Genomic DNA, 22036 nt, shown 5'->3' on the forward strand with positions numbered 1-22036 from the left:
AGCTGGTAAGGGGATCAGGCCCGAAGCGTTCGACGTCCTCGGGCGAAAGCGGCGGATTGTTCGTGCCCATTGTGATCCTTCGCAGCGGTTTTCGTTACCATGGGAGACTTTTCCTTCGTCCGCACTCGTTTTGCGGGTTGCCTCGCATGTACCGTGCCAAAGCAGAAAGCATTCAGAAACGTGATTGGTCAGATTCTATTACGTTACGTACCCGACATTGTCGGCTATCGGACAAAGCCGAACGTGCCTAAATGGACCATGATGCAGCTTTCCGCGGGGGGGTACTTCTTGGTACAGCGGTAAACCGGCACAGTAATAATCGTTATGGAGAAGAACGGAGAACTTAGATGCGTATCGGTAAACAGAAAGACCGCCATTTTGGTGGCAGAATTGGCAGTCTCGGATGCGTCTCCGCTGAGTGTTTGGCCGTCTTTGTGTATCTGTTCGGTTCCGTGCGGTTTCCCCCCGGCCACGCTCGCTGTAGCCAACGTCCGAGCCTTCCGGGCAGGTCGGCGTACTCTTGGCGGCCCGGCTCTGCGGCGTTCGCTTCGTGGCATACCGGGCCAAGAGAAACCGGGCTTCGCCATGGCAGAGATCAGCTTCTTCATGGGCGGAACGCGGTACGGACCGCCGTGCCAGGATGGATTGCACGAAGCCGCGCACAACAGAACTTGGCACCCCCAAGAGGCATCCTGAGCCATTGCGGTGCTCGGCAGAAGGTGACAGCGGCAAGCCCGCTTGCGGCCTAAAGCAGTTGTTTCATGTCAGATGATCCTCTCGATTGTTGCTGCTGGTCGCTCCCGACCGACAAATAGCTGGTCGATGAGTGAGGCGTTCGACACTCGAGCGCGTAGGTGACGGCGGCAACGAGCGTGAAGGCAGAGAACCAGAAGATCCCCAGGCGATAGAGCAGCGGTTTGTTGGGGATATTTCGGCAAAGAGGGGAAAGGCGAAGAGGCGACAAGAAAGCTGTCGAACGCCAGGTGACGCTGATCGTGATGCTGCTCGGGTGATGCTCGAGTGAGGCCCGGCAACATCAGGACGGTGCTCGGCGTTTCGTGCCCATCCACCTTCTCAGACAGGGGAGATTGGGATGCAGCGCCTTCAAAGTGGAGAACAAATCACCTTCGCGCGAACCTTTCACATCGTCCCGCTACCACCACCGTCGATAAAGTTTCGGACTCGCGCGGGCCAAATCGGGGATCGGCATCGCAGCCATGCGATCGATCTCGTCCCGACGGTTGCCAAGGTTGAAAACAAGGCATAATTGCCCACACATCCAGCTGCTTCGGAGGCTTGCTATGACTTTTGCTCAATCGGTCGGTGCGTTCTTTCGTCGGCTGAAGCCGTTCATCCTGCTTTTCCTGTTGACTCAGTTCCTCGTCAGGCTGGCGCTGTCGCTGGTTTCGGCCAAAGACCTGTCTTTCCATCCGGCCGACTGGCTGGTTCCTTTCTTCACTGGCTTCTGGTTCGATATCGTCACGCTGCTTCCAATCCTCGTGGTCTTTCTCCTCTTCCCGCTGCTCCTGCCAGTTTCGTGGGCCGGAAAGCGGTTTGACCGCGCAGTTGGGCTCTCGGGCTTCGCAATCTTCCTGTTTATGATGGTCGTGCAGGGGGTCAGCGAGTATTTCTTCTGGGACGAATTCACGACGCGCTTCAATTTCATCGCGGTCGACTACCTCGTGTACACGCAGGAAGTGATCCAGAACATTATGGAGAGCTATCCGGTGGTGCCGCTGCTTGCCGGCATCGGCCTGTTGGCGGTCGGCGGGACCTATCTGCTCCGCCGCCAGGTGAAGGCAGGCTTCGCGCCGCATCCGCCGTTCATGAAGCGGCTGGCGGTCTTTGCGACGATAACGGGAATGGCCGCCGCCGGCGTGTTGGTGACCCCCGATTCGATCACACGGCCGATGCCGAGCGCGATCGCCCGCGAACTCGGGGGCAACGGACTCTATGGTTTGGTTAGCGCCTTCTTCTCGAATGAGATCGATTTCGCGAATTTCTATCGGACCATGCCCGAGAAACAGGCGGCCGAACGGACACGCGACCTTTTAGCGGAAGATCACGAGCCGTTCGAAAGCACCGATTTAAACGACATCACGCGTGACATTCGAGCCGAGGGGCCGATGCTGCGCAAGAACGTCATCCTGGTCGGCATGGAAAGCATGAGTGCGGAGTTCATGGGCACATTCGGCAATCCGAAAAGACTGACACCGAACCTTGACCGGCTGGCGTCTGAAGGCCTGCTTTTCACGGAAATGCGGGCGACCGGCACGCGCACCGTGCGCGGGCTTGAAGCGATCGCGCTTTCAGTCCCGCCGACCCCGGGGCAATCGATCCTGCGTCGCCCCGGCAACGACAATCTCTTCACCATTGGCTCTGTGTTCCAGGATTCGGGCTACGATACGCGCTTCCTCTATGGCGGCTACGGCTATTTCGACAACATGAACGCGTTCTTTTCCGGTAACGGTTTCGGTATCGTCGACCGCGCTACGATGGCGGCAGGCGATGTGCATTTCGCCAATGCGTGGGGCGTCAGCGATGAGGATCTCTATGACGAGGTGATCCGCCAAGCCGACGCCTCGGCGAAAGCCGGCAAGAACTTCTTCAGCTTCGTCATGAACACGTCAAACCACCGGCCCTTTACCTATCCAGCCGGCGCCATAGACATCCCATCGCCGGGCGGGCGCGACGGGGCGGTCAAATATTCCGACTACGCGATCGGGGAACTGGTCAAGAAGGCATCGGCGAAACCGTGGTTCAGGGGTACCGTTTTTGTCTTTGTCGCCGATCATACGGCGAGCGTTGCAGGCAAGGTCGAGCTCGACATGAACAAATACCACATACCGTGCATCATCTGGTCGCAGGGCTTTGTCGAGCCCCGCCGGATCAACCGGCTGGCGAGCCAGGTGGATATTGCGCCGTCGCTGCTTGCCCTGCTGCAGGCTAGCTATCGCAGCCGCTTTTTCGGCGACGACCTGATCGAAGCGGACGAACCGGAGCGGCCGGTCTACATCTCCAACTACCAGAAGGTGGCCATGATCCTGCATGGCCGCACGACGATCCTTGAGCCCAAGAAGCAAATCGTCCAGATGAAGGGTGAGGAGGTGCAACCTGAAAGCGCCGTGGACCACAACGCGGTCGAAGATACCGTAGCCGTCTATCAATATGCCTCGCACTGGCGCGACATTTCACGCCGCATTCCAAGTGTTCTTGACAACGGCACGCTGGCACTCGGCCGGTTCGGTGTGCATCGCCTGCCAAACCCGAAGCGACGCGCGCCTCCGTCCAGGACCACACCCACCATACCTGTGCGCTAACAAAGCCACCGTGCCACAACGTCTTAGGAATGCCAGGTCTGCTCCGGTGATCGCCAAGAGGTGTGAGGACCTTAACAATCCCTTGCAAGACCCTTCGTGGTGGCAACGGCAATGGCCGGAACGGGTCCAGCCTGTCGTGGAAATACGTTGATTTGATAACGTGATTCCCGATCAGCGAGGTGAGTCGGGCTAAAGCGGTTTGTCGAGGGCGAGGATCGCCGGCAAGCGGCACTGCTTCCCGAGTGCCTGGAGGATTACGTGACGCAGGACAATCCGGGGTGGCGACAGGTGCATCGTGGATCTGCTACTTTCGCGCGCTCCACTTTGGGAGGCGCAGCACGCGTTGCCCCTGTCGACAAACTGAGCCTCGTGCTGGTGGCGGTGTTCGGAGTGACATTCCTCAAGGAACATCGTCGTCGAACTGGGCAGGGGTTGCCTTGATCGCAACAGGCGCGGTTCTGGTACGCTACAAAGCTTATTGCTCCGTCTTTAGGATCAGAACAGCCAAAAAAAGGTGGGCAGGTAGCCAGCTACCTGGAGGTATTCGATGCCTTCGATGGCTGGAAAGATCGCCAGAAAATAGAGGGCATCGAAGAATGTGCTTCTTAATGCGTTTGTGGAGAACGTGTGCTGATGCTTGTCCTGATGCAGCCACGGCTTGGGCCAGAACCGCGGCGTCCTTGCCACATATGCTTCGAACTCCGGACCAAATTTGTCACGAAGAAACGTCTCTTCCTTTCGGGCAGTCATTCCGAAAACCGCATAGGTGCACCCCCCCAGAGCGGATGCAACGATGAGCGATCCGAACATGAGGCCGATGCCGAATGCTCCGATCGTCGAAAACAGATATAGGGGATTGCGGGTGATCGAGTACGGCCCGCTGACTGCCAACTCGCTGTTCTTCCGCCCCCCGACATAGAGGATGCTCCACAACCTCCCGAATATGCAGACGAGGATCAGAACAAAACCGATCATCTCGACGACCTCGTGAAGGCTAGATGCTTCATCCCAACCGGGGCGAGAGAATAGCAGCGACCCAATCGCCGCTATGCTCAGGGCCTGGACGACCAAAAGTCTCTTCCGCTGATTAAATGGTTGCGGGGCAATGGAAGCGGACATCATGGTTCCTTCGACAAAGGCTTTTTCGGGGACTCGCGCCAAGCAGTCCTCTCCGCAGGTTTGAAGCTCTCAAGATCGCGTGCTGTATCGCGCGGGTTAGCGGTTACTAACCGTTCTGCAACATTGGTCAATGGCCCGTCTGGAAGGTCAAGGTGGTTACGGGGTTCCTCGGCCAGCGCTCCTCCAGTCGCGGGATGAACTTCCAGCTGCACGTGTCCGTTTGCTATCGCGATCCGTTGCTCAGCTTCCAAAGTCGTTTCTCTACCCCACGTAGGTTACCACCGAAGCTTGATCTGCTAAACCAATATGGTGTTACACTTGTAGTCTCGCAGAGGCTTCTTCCAGCTCTCTGGGTCACGTCGAGAGCCGTAACCGGATCAGATTTGGCGGAGGGGGTTTGCGGCGAGCGCGTTCGTGATTCACCATTTGCGGACGCCACCACCGACTAATCCGCTTGACGGCCTGTCGCTTGCTCAGCTCCGCGGGCCGTTCGCTGCGCTGATCGGCTTAGTGCGCGGTCTTCAAGGCCGAGTCGAGAGCCTTGAGATCGAGAACCAGGCGCTGCGCGCCGAGATCCAGACCCTCAAGGATCGCCCTCCGGACAAGCCGACCAAGCCGTCGGAATGGGCAACGCAGCCGGAGGGGAAGCGACGCCGTCGCGGCGCCAAGCGCGACGGCCGGTCGCGTGAGCCGCGAGGTGACGGTTGCGAAGAGCGCTCCTGCGGACTCACGCTTCAAGGGATACAAGACGATCCTTGTGCGCGATCTGGTTTTGTTGGCCGGGGTGATGCGCTATCGCTGGGAGTGCTGGGTGACACCGAGCGGCGAGAGGCTCGTCAGCGGCAGGTGACACTCGACAACGGCATCCTGTTCCCGCGACGACTGCGTAGGAACCGCAGCGAACGCATGTGGGCGCCGCCACAGCACGGCCGCATCCGGGTCCTGCATAACCGAGATATGCCGGCGCCTTCTTCTACGGTCGAACGCGTGGTCGTCCCCGGCCGGGCGGCGGCCTCTCGCAGATCAAGGTGAATAATATGGCCGAGTGGCGGATGCCGACCTGCATCCGGGTTATATCGACTGGGAGCGCTTCAAGGCCAACCCGGAGCGTGTCGCCACCAACGAACAAGCTTATGGAATGCAGCGCCGCGCCGGGACAGTCCGCGAAGGATCCGCCTGCTCCAGGGCAGAGTTCTCTGCAGCCTTTGCAGCGGGCAAACATGGGCGTCCATTACAACGGCCCTCCGCCGAGGCCCGTCGGCGAGTCGGAAGCCGAAAGAGTCGCGGCTCCCCTCACCCGTTCGGCCGTTCCGTCGTACCAGGCGAGCGTCTCGCAGCGCGAAAGCTGCTCAGGCGACCGTTCGCGATTTTGGCCGGATCGACGTCGTCCTGGGGCAGGAAGCAGGCGAATGACTGGCAAAAAGCGTCCGCCGCAGCCCGGCGTCGATCACTGGAACCTGGCGCCGGCGCGGCGGAACTGCAGGGCGGCGGCCATTCCGGAATAGCTGCCGCCGACATCGATGATGGAACCTACACTAACGGCAGCTCAATTCGGATGGTTGTGAGGACAGGCTCGGCTCCAGCCGGACGGGCAGTGTTCTGAGGGTGTTTGCACACCATGTTGATGGATTGCCACAATGGAGATCGCCTCAGAAGCGGCGCTTAATCGGAAACGTTAGCACCTCCGCGTTTTGGCGCGGCTGCTTGAACTCTTCGACAGCAACCGCCTCGATCAGCAAATCCAAGGCTTCGCGCCCCCTCTGGCTCATCGGGTCATCGCCTCGCAGGTAATGATACGCTCGATCTAGATGCACTCGCGCGGCGGAAAAATCGCTTGTCATATGACCTCTCAGTTGCCGCCCGCGCTGGCCATCTACGAGGTGAGGGTCGCGCAATCGTCAATATCCAAAGGCGAATTTGATTTAAAATCGTGGATGATCTGGGAGAAATCCGGACCCCGGCTTGTCTTATACGTGAGCCCCTTGCTGACGTCGCCGGCCGGGCTCGGTTGGCTCTGCAGTAGCGTTTCGTGGTGCGCCACCATGAAAGTTCGCACGTTTTCATGCGCGGTCGATCAGACACGGTTCACGAACAAAGGCCTGCGGACGGTAACATCGATGCCTGAAGCGAGTCAGGAAAAGTTGGACGCCTTCTTGGGGAAATTGGTCGGCGATCTCGGCGCGATTGCTACGGGCGCGGGAGTCGTGCTGGGGGACAGGCTCGGCCTGTTCAAGGCATTGCGCGAAGGCGGCAAGATGACGGCCGCCGAGCTTTCGGCACGGACCGGCACCCAGGAACGCCTTGTAAGGGAATGGCTTTCCGGGCAGGCAGCGGCGGGCTACGTCGACTACGATGAAGCCAACGACGAGTTCTATCTCAACGCCGAGCAGGAGTCGGTGTTTGCCGATGAAGATAGCTCGGCCTTCATGGCTGGCGCATTCGAGTTCCTGTCCGCGCTGTGGCTCGATGAAGCAAAGGTGAGGCAGGCATTTCTTAATGCCAACCTGATCGACTCCTGGCTGCCGGCGCTGGAGGGCGTAGTCGAGAAGCTCGAACGCGGCGCGGAGGTCGGGGATGTCGGATGCGGTCACGGCGCATCGACCGTGCTCATGGCGCGTGCTTTCCCCAATTCGCGCTTCGTCGGCTTCGATTATCACTCCGCTTCGATCGAGCGTGCCCGAAAGGCGGCCGAGGAAGCCGGCGTCGGCGCCAACACGCGCTTCGAGGTCGCGTCCGCCAAGACCTATCCCGGCACTTATGACCTCGTCGCTTTCTTTGATTGCCTTCACGACATGGGCGATCCAGAGGGCGCCGCCGCCCATGTCCGCGGGTCGCTCAAGCCGAATGGCACCTGGATGATCGTCGAGCCGTTGGCGCATGACCATCTAGCGGCGAACCTCAATTCCGTCGGACGCGTCTATTATGCCGCTTCCACATTCGTGTGCACGCCCGCTTCGCTGTCGCAGGAAGTCGGACTTGGGCTTGGCGCCCAGGCCGGCGAGGCGAGGTTGCGCAAGGTGGTGACCGCCGGCGGCTTCAAGCGATTCCGTCGCGCCGCGGAGACGCCGTTCAACATGGTGCTAGAGGCTCGCCCCTAGCGCGGCCGTCGCTAGAAATTGTAGCTCATCGTGAAGATCACCGCCAAAATCCGGACGCACGTGTATCGGCAAATTTTCAAGGCGTCTGGGTTTACGCAGAGCTCGCTGCCGAGCCGCCTTCTCTAAACCACTGACGTCGATGTCCGGCGGCAGATTCTTTCCCTTGCTGCGGTCACAAGGCGGGGGGGCCTCGATGTAGGCGTCTTCCCGCCCAGTGCTTTCTCGACCCGCCGCGATGGGCTGATCGTCTCTGGTCGTCGTCATCATTGCGGTTGCCGCCAAGCAGGCGGCCGATACGAAGTCTGGGAAGGAGATCGGCACCTCGAGGTCGAGCGGATCTGGACGGGAGTGTCGAACGGACCCGCCCCAGACCTCGCAACGTCAAGTCCTATCCGCGAGAAACCCAACAGCGCCAGGAGCGCCACGCGACCAGTGGCCTATTTATCAACTCGAAAGCGCTTTCCATCTTCGCAATGCGTTCCGTCACTGCCATCTGAACAGGCTCATCGTGTCTGCAGCTTCACGACGCCTTGCGAGGCAACGCAGTCTGTATCCTAGCCATTGGTGAATTTCATCGGCGATGCGCTCGGCGTGCGCGGTGACCTCGGGAATTCCCATCAATTCACCGACACTGCCGCGCGCCAGAGGCCCGCTGACGAAAATGCTGTCGGACGGTCGGCCGGATGTCCCGACCGCACGGCCTTGGCTGTCGGTCGCCAAGCCAAGACCAATCGGGTCTAGCCGGACCAGTCCCATTCGCCCGAGAGCGGCTATTGCCGCGTTGGTCCGGAAAATATCGGCATGCGCCGGCCCGGTTGTGACGATCACTCCGTCGAACGTCTCGATCGTCTGGGTGTGTTGGCGCCTTGGCCGCAGCGTGACACCAACGCGCCCGTGGACCCGCTCGGCGCCAGTCATCGATGCAGCGCGATAGGCGAGCGTGCCTTCAGCAAGCCGGCGATCGAGCACGACTGCGACCTGCGGCGCTATGCGGAAGCGATGCACATCCCACAGCGCGCGCAAATGGCGCACGACGCGGCGTTGCTCAGCGAGCGGCAGGGCCTGCCAGATGATTTGCCCTTGTCGCCGGACTGCGTCGAGCACCGGGTGCCAGCCTTCGCCCTGCTGCGCGGCGGTTGCGATGGTCGACCTGATACGCCTGAGCAGCACGGTGGCGCTGCGTGAAGGCAGGCCGGTGAAGTCGCCGATCGGATCGGCATGCGTAGCCGCATGGCCTCGCGACCGGTAGCCATGGCGCGAAAGTGCTGTGATGCGACCGCGATGGCCATTGCGGTCGAGCGTTGCGATGACATCCGCCGACGTTAGTCCAGTGCCGACGACAAGCACATGGTCGTAGCGTCCTATCGCTTCCAGCTTTTCGAGATCATAGGGATTGGCTACCAGCCCGGCTGCACCAGCTACGGACTGCAGGGGCAATGGCAAGGTCGGTGGCGGATGCGTCGTCGCAATCACCAGGGCGTCCGCTGCGAGCGTTCCTCCATCAGCGAGGATCAGGTGGTAGCCCTCGCCCCTGAGTTCGGCTGACGCGACCGCGGATCTGACATGGCGGATCGTTTTGCCGAATAGAAAGGGCTGAAGATGGGATTGCACGTAGCGCCCGAAAACGCGACGCTGCGGGTAGAGCGCTCCATTGGCGGCAATGGCTTCGGGGTCGTCCGCAGTGGCGCCAGTTTGCTCCAGCCAGTCGGCAAAGTGGCTGTCCTGGCCGGAGATCAGCGTCATCCTCGACGCCGGCACATTGATGCGGTGTGAAGGATCGGGCGTCGAATAGGCCAGACCATAGCCGAGCCCCTCGCGGGGCTCGACGACCACGATATCGGCAGCTCCGGCGGGCAGAAGCCGCGCAAGATGAAACGCAGTCGCCGCACCGGAAAAGCCGCCGCCGATGATGACTACGACCGGCCCTCTGCCCGATTCTCTGGCGCTCAAGATTGACTCGCTTGCAGTGCCGACGGTCGATGGTCTCCGGCCACCGTTTCGCCGAAGGGCCCCATGTTCACGGCCGTCGGTCGCGTCGAGATTTCGTGATCGAGCGGCAGCAACGGCAACACCAGTTCGCCGAAGCGATAGGCCTCCTCCAGATGCGGATAACCGGAGAGGATGAAGGTATCGATGCCGATACGCCGGTATTCGTCGATCCGTTCCGCCACCGTGGCCGCATCGCCGACCAGGGCGGTGCCGGCGCCGCCGCGAACCAGGCCGACGCCCGCCCACAGGTTGGGACTGATTTCGAGCTTGTCGCGACGACCGCCATGCAGGCGACTCATGCGCGACTGGCCAACAGAATCCATGCGCGCGAACACCTTCTGCGCCTCGGCGATCGTTTTGTCGTTCAGCCGGCTGATCAGCCGGTCGGCATCGGCCCAGGCTTCGTCGTTGGTTTCACGAACGATGACATGCAGCCGGATGCCGAAGCTCACCTGGCGTCCAGCTTTCTCAGCAAGGCCGCGCACATGGTCGAGCTTGGCGGCGACGTCTCCAGGTGGTTCGCCCCAGGTCAAATATTTCTCGATCTGCTCGGCGGCAACCGCATTGGCTGCCTCTGACGAGCCGCCGAAATAGAGCGGCGGGTGTGGCGACTGAATAGGTGGAAACAGCAGGCGGCCGTCCGCGATGCGGAAATGCTTGCCTTCGAAAGCGACGGTTTCGCCGCGCAGCACGGCCTTGTAGATGTCGAGGAATTCCCGCGTCACCTCATAGCGCTCGTCATGGCTGAGGAAGATGCCGTCGCCCTTGTTCTCGACCGGGTCGCCGCCCGTGACAACATTGATCAGCAGGCGTCCGCCGGAAATGCGGTCGAGCGTCGAGGTCATGCGCGCGGCGAGCGTCGGCGATTGCAGGCCCGGCCGGACGGCGACAAGGAAGCGAAGCCGCTGGGTCAGCGGCGCCAGCGCCGAAGCCACGACCCAGCTGTCCTCGCAACTGCGTCCGGTCGGCAGCAGCGCGCCATAGTAACCGATCGCATCGGCCGCCTTGGCGACCTGGGTGAGGTAGGGCAAGTCGACCGCCCTGCCCCCCTGGAGGTGCCGAGATAGCGGCTGTCGCCATGGGTCGGAAGAAACCACAGGACCTTGATCCTGTCGGGGGTGGCAGTGCTCATAAATGGTCCTCTGTGACTTGACGCGCCTCGCTCAGCTCCAGGCATGGAGCGGCGGATTGACATCGTTGAGGTAGTAGTTGCCGAGGATCGCGTATTTCCAGCGCACCGGATCGTGCAGCGTGTGGGTGCGGGCGTTGCGCCAATGCCGGTCGAGATTGTGCTCGGCCAGCGTCGAGCGCGTGCCGGCGAGCTCAAACAGCTTGTTGGTGGCATTGATGGCGATCTCGGTGGTGAGGATCTTGGATTCCGCCACAGCGATCTGCGCTTCAGCAACGGTCTTCTCGTTCGGGTCGGCGACGGCGCGATCGACGGCAAGCCCGGCCTTTTCCAGAACCGCCTCTGCCGCATTGGCGCGCAGACGAAGGTCGCCGATCGACTGGATCGTATAAGGATCCTGCCAGGCATGATCGACGCCGCTGTCGATCCAGGCGCGCGATTTGGTGCGCACGAAATCGACCGTCTCGTCAATCGCCGCCTTGGCGATGCCAAGATCGACCGCGGCCTGGATAATCTGGAAGATGGCTCCATCGGCCGTCGGTCGGTCGTAGCCCTTATAGCCGGGAACCAGATGCGTCTTCGGCACCTTCACATTGTCGAGCAGGACCGTGCCGGACAACGTCGTCTTCTGGCCGAAGCTCGACCAGTCGTCGATGACCGTCAGTCCGGGCGCGCCGCGATCGGCGATGGCATACCAGGCGCGGTCCTCGTCATCGAGCGCCACAATCGGGACCAGATGCGCGAGTAGCGCGCCGCTCGAATAGAATTTCTGGCCGTTGACGACGACATGGTCACCGGCGTCGACGAACTTGGTTTCGAAGTCGGCCGCCCGCTTGGAGCCGAATTCGGAGAACGCGTTGCCGAAGCGCGTGCCGGACAACACCTCGGCGAACAGCAGCTTCTTCTGCGCCTCGTCGGAGACGGTGCGGATGGCGGCAACAACGCCAAGATGGTTCTGCGGAATCTGGCCCAGCGACGGATCGGCCGCCGAGATGATGGTGATCACTTTCGACAGCGTCACATAGGAGAGCTCCGGCCCGCCATAGGCTTTCGGCACGTTGATCGACCACAGGCCGCTCTGCGAAAACGCATCGAGCTCTTCCGTCGGCCAGATGCGTTCACGGTCCCGCTTGGAGGCATCCTTGGCGAATTCGGCGGCCAGTTTTTCCGCGACAGCGATCGCCTCGGCGTCGGTCCCGATAACATGCGCTTTGGCTGACGGACGCTCGACCGGTGGCACGGCGCTGCGGATTTCGGACGGCTGCTTCGATTGGATTGTCATGCTGCGGTCTCCTTGGGGAAATGGTCGGATGGAAGCGGCGAGCCGCCGAGATAGTAGGTTTTGATGTCAGCGCGCTGGCGCAGGTCGGCAGCCGATCCTTCGAGGACGCTGACGCCGTTCTCGAGCACGGTGGCGCGGTCGGCGTATTTCAGCGCGACCGCCGAATTCTGTTCGGCAACCAGGATCGAAAGGCTTTCGTCGCGGTTTAGCCGTTTCAGGGCGTTGAAGATCTCGTCGACGATCAGCGGCGCGAGCCCCATCGACGGCTCGTCCAGAACAAAGAGTTTCGGCCGCGACATCAGACCGCGGCCGATTGCCGTCATCTGCTGCTCGCCCCCGGAAGTGAGGCCGGACCGGGTTCGCCGCTTCTCGGCGAGCTTTGGGAAAAGTGAATAGACACGATCGAGGTCGGCCTTGACGCCGGTGCGAGAGGACGAGCGTCCGAGCGCGCCGGTGAAGAGGTTCTCTTCGACCGTCAGCGAACGGAAGCAATGCCGGCCCTCGAGGACCTGAACGAGGCCGCTGCGGACGAGCTGCGAGGGGCTTGCTCTTGAAACATCCTCACCATCGAAGGTGATCCGACCGGCGGTAACAGCGCCGCGCTCGGCCGGGAGGAGATTGGATACGGCGCGCAGCAGGGTGGTCTTGCCGGCGCCGTTGGAGCCGAGCAGCGCGACGATCTCGCCCCTCCCAACCGACAGGTCGACGCCGTGCAGGGCGGCAATGAAGCCGTTGTAGACAGCTTCCACGCTGCTGACTGACAGTATCGGATATTGCGGGCTGGACATCGATGACTCCGTTGGGAAGCTGGATAGCGCGACTGGCCAGTTTGTCGGCCACGCCATTGCAAACTCAGTTGCTGACCACTGCGTCGGCGTCCTCGACCGTGCGAATCTTGATGCCCTTGTCCTTGGCATAAGCCTCGGACGACTTCTCGATGATCGGGCGCAGCAGCTTCCAGTCGGGCGCGATCCAGTCGGACACGACGTTCCACTTCGTGCCGTCCCACTGCTGGAAGGTCACGTAGCCGTCACCCTCGTGATTGTCCCAGGAGACATTGATCGAGTGGAACAGATCCTCGGCGCCGAGCGCCTCGACGCGCGCCGGATCGAGCTTGAGATGCTCGAAGCCCCAGCGCACTTCGTCGCCGGTCAGTGTGCGGTTGCCGAACTTGGCCTGCGCGAGGCGGACCGCCTCGACATTAAGGATGCCATTGACGATGCCGAGATTGTGGTAGACCGAGCCGATGCGGCTCTTGTCCTCGAGATTGCCTTTGCCGTCGCCGTAGACCGTTTTCACGATCTCCTGGACCACCGGATACTGCTCGCCCGAGGCCTGGGTGGTGATGGCCGTATAGCCCTTGGCGGCATCGCCCGCGGGGATGACGTCCTCTTCGGAATTCGACCAGACATTGCCGACAATGTGATCGGCTGGGAACCCGGTCTTCTGCGCAGTCTTCAACGCTACGGGGTTCATCACGCCCCAGCCGCGCAGCACCACATAGTCGGGACGCTCGCGACGGATCGTCAGCCATTGTGCCTGCTGCTCGTTGCCCGGATGCGGAACCTCGATCTGCGACAGTTCGAAGCCGTATTTCTGCGCCAGCAGCTCGTAGATCGGGATCGTCTCCTTGCCGTAGGGCGAGCCGTGATAGAGCACCACGATCTTCTTGCCCTTGAGCTTGTCCAGACTGCCTTCCTTGGAAGCGATGTAGTTCACGATGCCGGAAGTCTCGCTGTAGGGATTGAGCAGCAGCGGGAAGACGTAAGGGAACACGCGCCCGTCCGTGGTGTCGGTGCGGCCGTGGTTGATGGTGATCAGCGGCACCTTGTCGTCAGTGATGCGGTCGATCATGGCGTAGGCGATGCCGACCGAAAGCGGGTTCCAGGCGGCGATACCCGGATTGTTCTTCAATCGTTCATAGACCTCGACGCCCTTCTCGACCTCATACTGGGTCTCGCCTTCGCTCCAGGTCAGCTTGACGCCGTTGACGCCACCGTCACGGATGTTGATCAGGTTGAGGTAGTCGATGAAGCCGCCGAAGAAGCCGGTGCCGCCGGCGGCATAGGGGCCGACGCGATAGCTTGCAGGGGGAAATACTGTTCGTCGGCGTGGACAGCCGTCGCGCCGAGCACGAAGACCGTGGCGATCGCCGCCTTCCGTAGGTGACTGAAGAAGGTCATGGGTTGCGTCTCCTAAGGTTGTGGTCCGTGAGGGGAGAATGTCGAGCGGCACTCCAGCTGGACCTTGAGCCGATCCGTCGTTTGAGGCGGTCCAGGAGGGCCGACAGGCCGTTCGGTTCCGCGATGAGGAAGATGATGATGAGGGCGCCGAGCACGATGCGCTGGCTCATGTCGAGCACGCCCGAATCGAACAGGCCGCCAAACGCGAAGGCGCCGATGCGGGACAGAACGAGCGGGAAGACGACGATGAAGGCCGCGCCCAGAAACGCGCCGCGCATCGAGGCCAGCCCGCCGATGATGATGATGCACAGGATCTGGAACGAGCGGTCGAGATTGAAGCCGGCCGGCTCGACGGTGCGCAGATAGGTGAAGGCCCACAGCACACCGGCGACACCGATGATGAAGGACGAGATGGCGAAGGCCAGCAGCTTGGTTCGCAGCACCGGCACGCCGATGACGCGCGCCGCGGTTTCGTTGTCGCGCACGGCAATAAAGTTGCGGCCGGTCGCGCTGTTGACGAGACGCCAGACGACGGCGGTCAGCACGGTGACCGTAGTGACCGAAAGCAGGTAGCGGCCGGTGGCGCCGTCGAGCGGGAACCCAGCGACGATGAGATGCGGTGCCGAAATCACGCCCGATGGGTTGTCGTTGGAGAACCAGCCGAACTTGGTCAGCGCCCATTGCACGAAGAATTGGGCGGCGAGCGTCGAGACGGCGAGATAGAAGCCGCGCAGCCGCAGGCTCGGCAGGCCGAACACGACCCCGATCCCGGCGGCCGAAATCCCGGCCAGGATCATGGTCGCTGGCAGCGGCAGTCCTTCGATCCGCAGGTTGAAATTGTAGGCGGCGAAAGCGCCGACCGCCATGAAGGCGGAAGAGCCGAGCGAAAGCTGGCCGCAGTAGCCGGTCAAAAGGTTGAGGCCGACCGCCGCCAGGCTGAGCGCCAGAAAAGGCAGCAGGATTGCCTCGACGAGATAGCTCGACGCATAGGCGGGGATCAGGCCGTAGGCGACGACGACCAGCACGGCCGGCAGAGCTAACCTCTGCCAGTCGATTGGAAGCCTTGCGGCATCGAGCGCTTGCACGGCCATCGGTCAGACCCTTTCGACGGTTTTCTGGCCGAACAGGCCGGAGGGGCGCACCAGCAGGACCACCAGCGCCAGCGCATAGGCGAACCAGCCTTCGATGCCGCCGCCGACGAAGGCACCGAGATAGACCTCTGCGAGCTTTTCGCTGGCGCCGATGATGAGGCCGCCGACAATGGCGCCGAGAATGGAATCGAAGCCGCCAAGCACCAGCACCGGCAGCGCCTTCAAAACGATCAGCGACAGAGAGAACTGGACACCGAGACGAGCGCCCCACAGCAGCCCCGCGACCAGCGCCACGAACCCCGCGGCCGTCCACACCGTTCCCCATATCCGGGGCAGCCGCAGCCCGACGGCGAGCGCCGCAAACTGGTCGTCGGCGACGGCGCGAAACGCCAGCCCGATCCGGGTCCAATAGAAAAATGCGCTCAAGCCCGCCACCATCGCCGCGGCAATGCCCGCGGCGAGAACGTCAAACGACGAGATCAGGATGCCGCCGACCTCAAAGGGTGTGTCGTCTATGCCGAGATCGAGCCCGTGCACCTGCGTGCCCCACATCAGCTGAGCAGCGCCCTCAATGATGTAGGACAGCCCAAGCGTAGCCATGAACAGCGTCATCGGCGAGCGATTGACCAGCGGCCTGAGCACAGTCCGCTCGATGGTGAAGCCCAGCGCGACCATGACCGCGAAGGTGATGAGCAGCGAAAGCGCGAAGGGGATGCCGCGTTCGACGAGGCTGACAAAGGTGAGCGCTGCGAACAGCACCATCGACCCGTGCGGGAAGTTCAGCACGCCCGACGTCTTGTAGATCAGCACGAAACCGATGGCGACAAGCGAATACATGACGCCAGAGAGCAGGCCGCCGACCAGCACTTCGATGACGAAGAGGAAATCATGGTAGCTCATTAGATGTCCTCGCCATTCCCGCCCTCGGCGGTGCCGATATAGGCCCGGATCACTGCCGGATCGGCCCTGACCTCGGCTGGCGTCCCGTCTGCGATCTTGCGGCCGTAGTCGAGCACGGCGACCCGGTCGGAGAGCCCCATGACCACGCCGATATCGTGCTCGATCAGGATGATGGTGACGCCGTGTCGGTCGCGCGCGGCGCGCACAAACCCGGCCATCTCGGCCTTCTCTGTCGCCGTCATGCCGGCCATCGGCTCGTCAAGCAGCAGGATCTTGGGCTCGGCGACCAGCGCTCGTGCCAGCTCGACCCGCTTCTGCAGGCCGTAGGGCAGCGTCGCGACCAGACGATCGGCAACGGCCTCGAGATGCAGGAACGCGATTGTCTGATCGACCTTTTCGGCGATTCCCGCATCTTCAAGCCGGGCGCGTGGCAGACCGGCAATATGCTCGACGAAGTTGGCGCGTCTGGTGTGGACGCGGCCCGAAGCGATGTTGTCGCGAACCGAAAGACCGGAAAACAGCGCCAGGTTCTGGAAGGTGCGGGCGACACCGAGGCGTGCCAGGCGGCTCGCCGGCACCCGGGAGATGGACTGGCCGTCAATCGCGATCGTGCCGTGGTCGGCGTGATAGAGGCCGCTGATGATGTTGATCAGCGACGACTTGCCGGCGCCGTTGGGGCCGATCATGGCACGGATCTCACCGCCTTTGACCTGGAGATCAATGTCGCTCAGCGCCTTGACGCCGCCAAAGGATATGCCGATCCCGCTCAGTGCGAGAACCGCATCCGGCCGTGACGAGAGGCATGCCGGACGCCTGTCGCCGACGGGGTTTGTCACCGCGAGGATGGCGGAAATTTCGGGGGCGCGCTCGTATGCGGCGGCTCCCAGCGAAGCACCAATCATGAAACGTCCCTGATTTGAAGGAGAGCTGGCAGCGGCCCAAGGGCCGCGCCTGACCTATTCCGCGGCGACAAGCTCCCTGTCGCGAGCCGCTTCCAGTTCGCGCACCAGCGGAATGACGCGCTTGCCGAAGAACTCGACCTCTTCCTGGAAATGCAGGAAGCCGAGCAGGATCAGGTCGGCGCCGGCGTCTTTGAGCTTGAGGATGCGTTCAGCGATCTGTTCCGGCGTGCCGATGAGATCGCTGCGGAAACCGTCATTGTATTGCACCAGATCCTCGAAGGAGGATTTCGCCCAATTGCCTTCGCCTTCCGGCGAGGCCTTGCCGGCATTCTTGACCTGATCGGCAAAACCCTGGACTGCCTCAGGATTGGCCTTGGCGATGATCTCGTCGAGCACTGCGCGCGCTCTCTGCTCGCTGTCTCGCGCGATGGCGAAGGCATTGACGCCGATCTTGACCTTGTGGCCATTTGCTTTCGCCTTGGCGCGGATGTCGTCGACCTGCTTCCGGATCTCCTCCGGCGTGTTGCCGTTGGTGAAATACCAGTCGGAGACCCGCGAAGCCATGTCGCGCGCGGCGCGCGACGAGCCGCCCTGGAAGATCTCGGGCAAGGGCTCGATCGGCTTGGGCTTCATCGAATAGTTGGTGAAGCGGTAGAAATCCCCCTTCAGAGTGAAACTGTCCTCCGTCCAGATGCCACGCAGCGCTCGGATAAATTCTTCTGACCGGCGATAGCGCTCGTCATGGTCGAGCCAGAGTTCGCCAATCGCGGCGAACTCGCCACGGAACCAGCCGCTCACCACATTGACGGAGACGCGGCCATTGGTCAGGTGGTTGATGGTAGCGATCTGCTTGGCCGCCAGCGCAGGGTTCCACGGGCCGGGCAGGATCGCTGCGATGACCTTCAGCGTTGTGGTGGCGGCGAGCAAGGCGTGGCTGAACGACACCGATTCGTGCTGGTTGTCGGCCCCATAGCCGGCCGTGAAGCGGATCTGGCTCAGCGCGTAATCGAAGCCGTTGGCCTCGGCGATTTGGGCAAGCTTGCGGTTGTAATCGATATCCCAGCCTGTCCGCTGCTCGATATTGGAGATGACCAGTCCGCCGGAGACATTCGGCACCCAGTAGGCGAATTTGAGGCTGTCGGAATGCGAGGTCATGTCGTCGTTTCCCCTTTGATTGGCTCAGCCGACGCGCGTGGCGACGGCAGCGTTTGCATGACTGGAATTGAGCAAGGAAACCGCTTCAGTAGCGGCGCGTGAAATGCGCTCGGTGATCGCGGCGCCGACGATTTCGGCATGGATGAAATCGTCGGGCGCGCCGTAGACGCCGGTCGGGACGGTGACGGCACCGAAAAAGCCGAACAATGGCCGGAGCTGATGTTCGAGCACCAGGCCATGATATGGGCTGCCGCCGGTCGCCGCGAGAAGCACGGTCTTGCCGGTCAGCGCACGATAGTCGACGAGGTCGAACAGATGCTTTAGGGCGCCGGTGTAGGAAGCCCTATAAACAGGCGTTCCGACCACGAGCAAATCGGCCTTCTCGACGCGCTGGATGATCGCTTCGCCGGATGCGCCAAGTGCGCCGCGCGATAGCCCGGCGAATAGCGAGGGTGCTGCCTCCGTGATCTCGATCAGACCGGTGTCTGCAGGCACACGCAACGCGACCGCCTTGACCAGCGCATTCACCACCGCCGTAGTGCGGGAAGGCGTGCTTACGCCGCCCGATATTCCGAGAACCGATAATCGTGCCAAGTCATCAATCTCCCACACTTTGCATGCGCGCTAGGCCAGCACCAAATCAAGGCAAACGATATTCTATAAAATCTGTAGAGATAAGGTACTTTATTCTGATGTTTTCACGTCAGTGGGAAAAACGGCGCGTTAGCCGCATGGCAAAGGGTTGACGGTTTAGGAGCGGGATGCGGCGCCAAACGCACGCCGGATCAGCGGCGGCGCACTCGCAGTTGGAAATTTAGCCGAGAAGGGGAATCCGCGAAGCACAGCTCAAATCACCAAGCGGCGACAGCCTGGCCAGGGTATCCCCCCGCCTGTCGCTACGAAGCAGCTGTAGGAAACGTTGCTTCAAACGCAAGAACTCGCGGAACGCGATGATGTCCGTGGTCCTCGGCCTCTCGAAGGCCACAGTGATTTCTTCGTGGATGCGACCTGGCTGTGCCTGCATGACGACATTCGATCCGAAAGCAGCAAGGCTTCGTCGATATCATGCGTAACGAAGACGATCGTCGTTCTGAACTGCTCCCAAACCTCGAGCAGCAGTTCCGGATCCTGGGGTCGTTTGTGGGAGGGCGAAACGACAAGCACAGGTCCCTGACCCGCATGATCGTTTGCCTGCTAGTTTGGATTCCCTGGCAAAGGGCTGACACGCCTTTTCCGTTGGCAAGTCCGTCGAACACTGCGGCGCGTTGTTTTGCGTTGAGGCGGACGGGACGGCCCGAGTGTTTTTTCTTCAGCCTTGGCGCGATCGAGGCCGGTCTGGGTGCGTTCGACGAGAAGATCCCGCTCGAACTGGGCGACAGCGTTGAGGACGTTCATCGTCATCTTACCGGCTGAGCTTGTCAGATCGACGCGGCCAAGTGCGAGGCAGTGAACCTTCACGCCCATCTCCTCGAGCTGAGCGACGGTGGTGCTGACTTCAATCGCGTTGCGACCGAGACGATCAAGCTTGGTGACGACCAGAACATCGCCATGCTCCAAACGATCAATCAGGCGGCGGAAGCCTGACCGCTGGGCAATGGCAGTGCTGCCGGAGATGGTTTCGGAGACGATGCGACGGGATTCGACATGGAAGCCCCGCCGACTGGGATTCCAAGATCTGGTTGTCAAACCGTCTGGCCGATGGTCGAGACGCGGGCATAGGCTTTGCAATCTGCAAAGTGAGATTGCTTCTGATAAGGAAACGGAATTCGTAGGCGGGCGCCACTCCGCTGCTACAACCCCGTCGTTACTTGCTTCGTGATGCCGAAATACATTCGAGTGGCCATGATGTTTGCGCCAGACCGCTTATTAATCACTGCAGAGTGCTTCCAGCCCGGAATAGAGCTCCAGCGCTTCCGGGTTGGCCAGCGCCTCCTTGGTCTTCACCGACCGGCCGTGGACGACTTCGCGCACGGCGAGCTCGACGATCTTGCCGTACTTGGTGCGCGGAATGTCGGCGACCTGGATCACTTTGGCCGGTACATGACCCGGTGACGCACCGATACGGATCTTGGTCTTGATCTTGTTTGCGAGATCGGCGTCGAGCGTCAGGCCCGGTTCCAAACGGACGAAGAGGATAACCCGGACGTCGTCGTCCCAGTCCTGGCCGATGCAGATGGCCTCGGCGACTTCATCGGGCTGTTCGACCTGGTTGTAGATCTCGGCGGTACCGATGCGCACGCCGCCGGGATTGAGGGTCGCATCCGAGCGGCCGGGATGATCAGGCCGCCGTGTTCGGTCCATTCGGCGAAATCGCCCTGGCACCAGATATTGTCGAAGCGCTCGAAATAAGCCGCGGTATTTGGCGCCATCAGGGTCGTTCCAGAAACCCACTGGCATGGAGGGGAAGGCTTTGGTGCAGACCAGTTCGCCCCTCTCGCCACGGACCGGTTTGCTTCATCGTCCCAGATGTCGACTGCGAGGCCGAGGCCCGGCCCCTGGATCTCGCCCTTCCAGACCGGCTTGATCGGATTGCCGAGCACGAAGCAGGAGACGATGTCGGTGCCGCCGGAGATGGAGGCGAGCTGGACGTCCGGCTTGATGCCTTCATAGACGAATGAAAAACCTTCCGGCGAAAGCGGCGAGCCAGTGGAGGTGATCAGGCGCAAGTCGGAGAGATCGTGTGTCTTGAGCGGCTCGATGCCGCCCTTGCGCACCGCATCGATATACTTGGCCGAGGTGCCGAAGATGGCGAAGCGTTCCTCGGCTGCATAGTCCCACAGGATATTGCCCGAGGGCGCGAAGGGCGAGCCGAGCGTGGCGCCGCTCGCCAGACCCGAGGCCAGCCAATTCCTCATCATCCAGCCGCAGGTCGTGAACTAGAAGAAGCGATCACCATCGCCGACGCCGGAATGGAAGCGGTGTTCCTTGAGGTGTTGCAGCAGCGTGCCGCCAGCAGAATGAACGATGCATTTCGGCACTCCGGTCGTGCCCGAGGAGAACAGGATATAAAGCGGGTGGGCGAATGTCAGCGGCTCGTATTCCACGGGCCTCGCGGTGAAGGGAATGGTCGCGGCATCCATCATGCGGCCATCGGCGAGCGATGCGGCCAGCGATTCGGCGTCGCCGGCGTAACCCACGACCATGACGGGGCAGCCGAGCTTGGGCGCGACGTTCCGGACCTTGTCGGAGACGTCCTGCAGCTTGCCGTTGTACCAGTAGGCATCGCAGGTGATGAATAGCCCCGGCTCGATCTGGCCGAAGCGGTCGAGCACGCCCTGCTCGCCGAAATCGGGCGAGCAGGACGACCAGATGGCACCAATCGGAGGCGGCGGCCAGCATGCAGGCGATTGTCTCCGGCATGTTCGGCATCATGGCCGAGATACGGTCGCCCTTGCCTATGCCCATCGCGCGGAAGGCTTGCTGTAGCTTGGATACGGTGGAATGGAGCTGATCCCAGCTCCAGCGATAGCTCATCTTGTCCTCACCACCACGGAAGATCAGCGCGTCTTGGGGACCGTGCTTGATGAGCCGATGCGATGATTGCGCGACATTTGTGGAGGTCATTCGACGCACCACGGCCGGCTCGGTGGCGAACATGTTGGCGAGGCGGATTTCCTGATCACCGTTCAGATGGAGATCGGTTGCTTGCAATGAGGAGACCTCCGGCAAGCAATGTCGAAGCATCACGAGTGGTGGAACCGCGTGAAAGGCAGCGTGCCGGCCGATCCAGGACGACAGAAGCTCGTTGGCAACGGCCGGCAAACATACCGGCAATCGCTGTGGTTCCGCTTCTCGCATCACCGATCCTGCCTTATTATCTGGCTGGATACGCCGATGATGCTGGACAGCAGATAGCCCCGCACCGGCA

Annotated in this window: 13 protein-coding genes and 5 pseudogenes; 4 read left to right on the top strand and 14 right to left on the bottom strand. The window is 61.6% G+C overall.

The genetic code is table 11. The features are described 5' to 3' along the window. Window positions 1–1301: 1301 nt before the first annotated feature. Both AC0L2R_RS31600 and AC0L2R_RS31605 read left to right on the top strand, forming a co-directional pair. Window positions 1302–3320, top strand: a complete 2019-nt coding sequence (locus AC0L2R_RS31600) for an LTA synthase family protein (protein ID WP_473513591.1) — start codon at window positions 1302–1304, stop codon at window positions 3318–3320. A 272-nt stretch (window positions 3321–3592) separates the two neighbouring features. Next, a pseudogene (locus tag AC0L2R_RS31605) lies at window positions 3593–3793 on the top strand (EamA family transporter); the annotation flags it as partial. 22 nt (window positions 3794–3815) lie between these two features. On the opposite strand, the gene AC0L2R_RS31610 reads toward AC0L2R_RS31605, so the two are convergent. Next, window positions 3816–4481: a methyltransferase family protein gene (locus AC0L2R_RS31610; protein ID WP_473513593.1), complete on the bottom strand. Its 666-nt coding sequence runs from the start codon at window positions 4479–4481 to the stop codon at window positions 3816–3818. 1607 nt (window positions 4482–6088) lie between these two features. Beyond that, on the bottom strand, window positions 6089–6280 hold the full coding sequence (locus AC0L2R_RS31615; protein WP_473513595.1) for a hypothetical protein: 192 nt from the start codon (window positions 6278–6280) through the stop codon (window positions 6089–6091). 276 nt (window positions 6281–6556) lie between these two features. On the opposite strand from AC0L2R_RS31615, the gene AC0L2R_RS31620 reads away from it, so the two are divergent. Beyond that, the gene (locus AC0L2R_RS31620) at window positions 6557–7537 is read left to right on the top strand and encodes a class I SAM-dependent methyltransferase (protein WP_473513643.1); all 981 of its coding nucleotides are present in this window, start codon (window positions 6557–6559) and stop codon (window positions 7535–7537) included. Between the two features lie 483 nt (window positions 7538–8020). Here AC0L2R_RS31620 and AC0L2R_RS31625 read toward each other — a convergent pair whose 3' ends face one another. From AC0L2R_RS31625 to AC0L2R_RS31680, 12 genes and pseudogenes are all read right to left on the bottom strand, one after another. Continuing rightward, window positions 8021–9487 (bottom strand): FAD/NAD(P)-binding protein, encoded by a 1467-nt coding sequence (locus tag AC0L2R_RS31625; RefSeq protein WP_473513597.1) that lies wholly within the window; start codon window positions 9485–9487, stop codon window positions 8021–8023. Then, window positions 9484–10658 (bottom strand): annotated as a pseudogene (gene ssuD, locus AC0L2R_RS31630) (FMNH2-dependent alkanesulfonate monooxygenase). The gene AC0L2R_RS31625 and the pseudogene ssuD overlap by 4 nt, the downstream one beginning before the upstream one ends. A 31-nt stretch (window positions 10659–10689) precedes the next feature. After that, window positions 10690–11937 carry an SfnB family sulfur acquisition oxidoreductase gene (locus AC0L2R_RS31635; RefSeq protein ID WP_473513599.1) on the bottom strand — a complete coding sequence of 416 codons (1248 nt, stop codon included), beginning with the start codon at window positions 11935–11937 and terminating at the stop codon, window positions 10690–10692. Beyond that, window positions 11934–12725: an ABC transporter ATP-binding protein gene (locus tag AC0L2R_RS31640; protein ID WP_473513601.1), complete on the bottom strand. Its 792-nt coding sequence runs from the start codon at window positions 12723–12725 to the stop codon at window positions 11934–11936. Before AC0L2R_RS31640 ends, AC0L2R_RS31635 begins: the two co-directional genes overlap by 4 nt. 64 nt (window positions 12726–12789) lie before the next feature. Beyond that, window positions 12790–14120: pseudogene (locus tag AC0L2R_RS31645) on the bottom strand (ABC transporter substrate-binding protein). After that, window positions 14117–15211: a branched-chain amino acid ABC transporter permease gene (locus AC0L2R_RS31650; RefSeq protein WP_473513602.1), complete on the bottom strand. Its 1095-nt coding sequence runs from the start codon at window positions 15209–15211 to the stop codon at window positions 14117–14119. Before AC0L2R_RS31650 ends, AC0L2R_RS31645 begins: the two are co-directional and overlap by 4 nt. Window positions 15212–15214: 3 nt before the next feature. Next, entirely contained in the window at window positions 15215–16111 is an 897-nt protein-coding gene (locus tag AC0L2R_RS31655; protein WP_473513604.1) for a branched-chain amino acid ABC transporter permease, read from the bottom strand. Beyond that, a complete protein-coding gene (locus AC0L2R_RS31660) occupies window positions 16111–17013 on the bottom strand; it encodes an ABC transporter ATP-binding protein (protein WP_473513606.1) in 903 nt (300 codons plus the stop codon). Before AC0L2R_RS31660 ends, AC0L2R_RS31655 begins: the two co-directional genes overlap by 1 nt. A gap of 54 nt (window positions 17014–17067) precedes the next feature. Beyond that, the gene (gene sfnG / locus AC0L2R_RS31665) at window positions 17068–18168 is read right to left on the bottom strand and encodes a dimethylsulfone monooxygenase SfnG (RefSeq protein ID WP_473513608.1); all 1101 of its coding nucleotides are present in this window, start codon (window positions 18166–18168) and stop codon (window positions 17068–17070) included. Between the two features lie 24 nt (window positions 18169–18192). Further along, the gene (gene msuE, locus AC0L2R_RS31670) at window positions 18193–18762 is read right to left on the bottom strand and encodes an FMN reductase (RefSeq protein ID WP_473513610.1); all 570 of its coding nucleotides are present in this window, start codon (window positions 18760–18762) and stop codon (window positions 18193–18195) included. Window positions 18763–19334: 572 nt separating this feature from the next. After that, window positions 19335–19934, bottom strand: a pseudogene (locus tag AC0L2R_RS31675) (recombinase family protein); the annotation flags it as partial. 100 nt (window positions 19935–20034) lie between these two features. After that, window positions 20035–21684: pseudogene (locus AC0L2R_RS31680) on the bottom strand (acetoacetate--CoA ligase); the annotation flags it as partial. Between the two features lie 156 nt (window positions 21685–21840). On the opposite strand from AC0L2R_RS31680, the gene AC0L2R_RS31685 reads away from it, so the two are divergent. Next, window positions 21841–22023 carry a hypothetical protein gene (locus AC0L2R_RS31685; RefSeq protein ID WP_141246630.1) on the top strand — a complete coding sequence of 61 codons (183 nt, stop codon included), beginning with the start codon at window positions 21841–21843 and terminating at the stop codon, window positions 22021–22023. The last annotated feature ends 13 nt before the right edge of the window (window positions 22024–22036 follow it).

This window comes from Mesorhizobium sp. WSM4820 (genome assembly GCF_055811075.1).

What these genes read in the sequence shown, in the direction of transcription:
- AC0L2R_RS31600 (WP_473513591.1), top strand. Translation starts at nt 1,302, where the DNA reads ATGACTTTTGCTCAATCGGTCGGTGCGTTCTTTCGTCGGCTGAAGCCG.
- AC0L2R_RS31615 (WP_473513595.1), bottom strand. Translation starts at nt 6,280, where the DNA reads ATGACAAGCGATTTTTCCGCCGCGCGAGTGCATCTAGATCGAGCGTAT.
- AC0L2R_RS31620 (WP_473513643.1), top strand. Translation starts at nt 6,557, where the DNA reads ATGCCTGAAGCGAGTCAGGAAAAGTTGGACGCCTTCTTGGGGAAATTG.
- AC0L2R_RS31635 (WP_473513599.1), bottom strand. Translation starts at nt 11,937, where the DNA reads ATGACAATCCAATCGAAGCAGCCGTCCGAAATCCGCAGCGCCGTGCCA.
- AC0L2R_RS31640 (WP_473513601.1), bottom strand. Translation starts at nt 12,725, where the DNA reads ATGTCCAGCCCGCAATATCCGATACTGTCAGTCAGCAGCGTGGAAGCT.
- AC0L2R_RS31650 (WP_473513602.1), bottom strand. Translation starts at nt 15,211, where the DNA reads ATGGCCGTGCAAGCGCTCGATGCCGCAAGGCTTCCAATCGACTGGCAG.
- AC0L2R_RS31655 (WP_473513604.1), bottom strand. Translation starts at nt 16,111, where the DNA reads ATGAGCTACCATGATTTCCTCTTCGTCATCGAAGTGCTGGTCGGCGGC.
- AC0L2R_RS31660 (WP_473513606.1), bottom strand. Translation starts at nt 17,013, where the DNA reads ATGATTGGTGCTTCGCTGGGAGCCGCCGCATACGAGCGCGCCCCCGAA.
- sfnG (WP_473513608.1), bottom strand. Translation starts at nt 18,168, where the DNA reads ATGACCTCGCATTCCGACAGCCTCAAATTCGCCTACTGGGTGCCGAAT.
- AC0L2R_RS31685 (WP_141246630.1), top strand. Translation starts at nt 21,841, where the DNA reads ATGTCGAAGCATCACGAGTGGTGGAACCGCGTGAAAGGCAGCGTGCCG.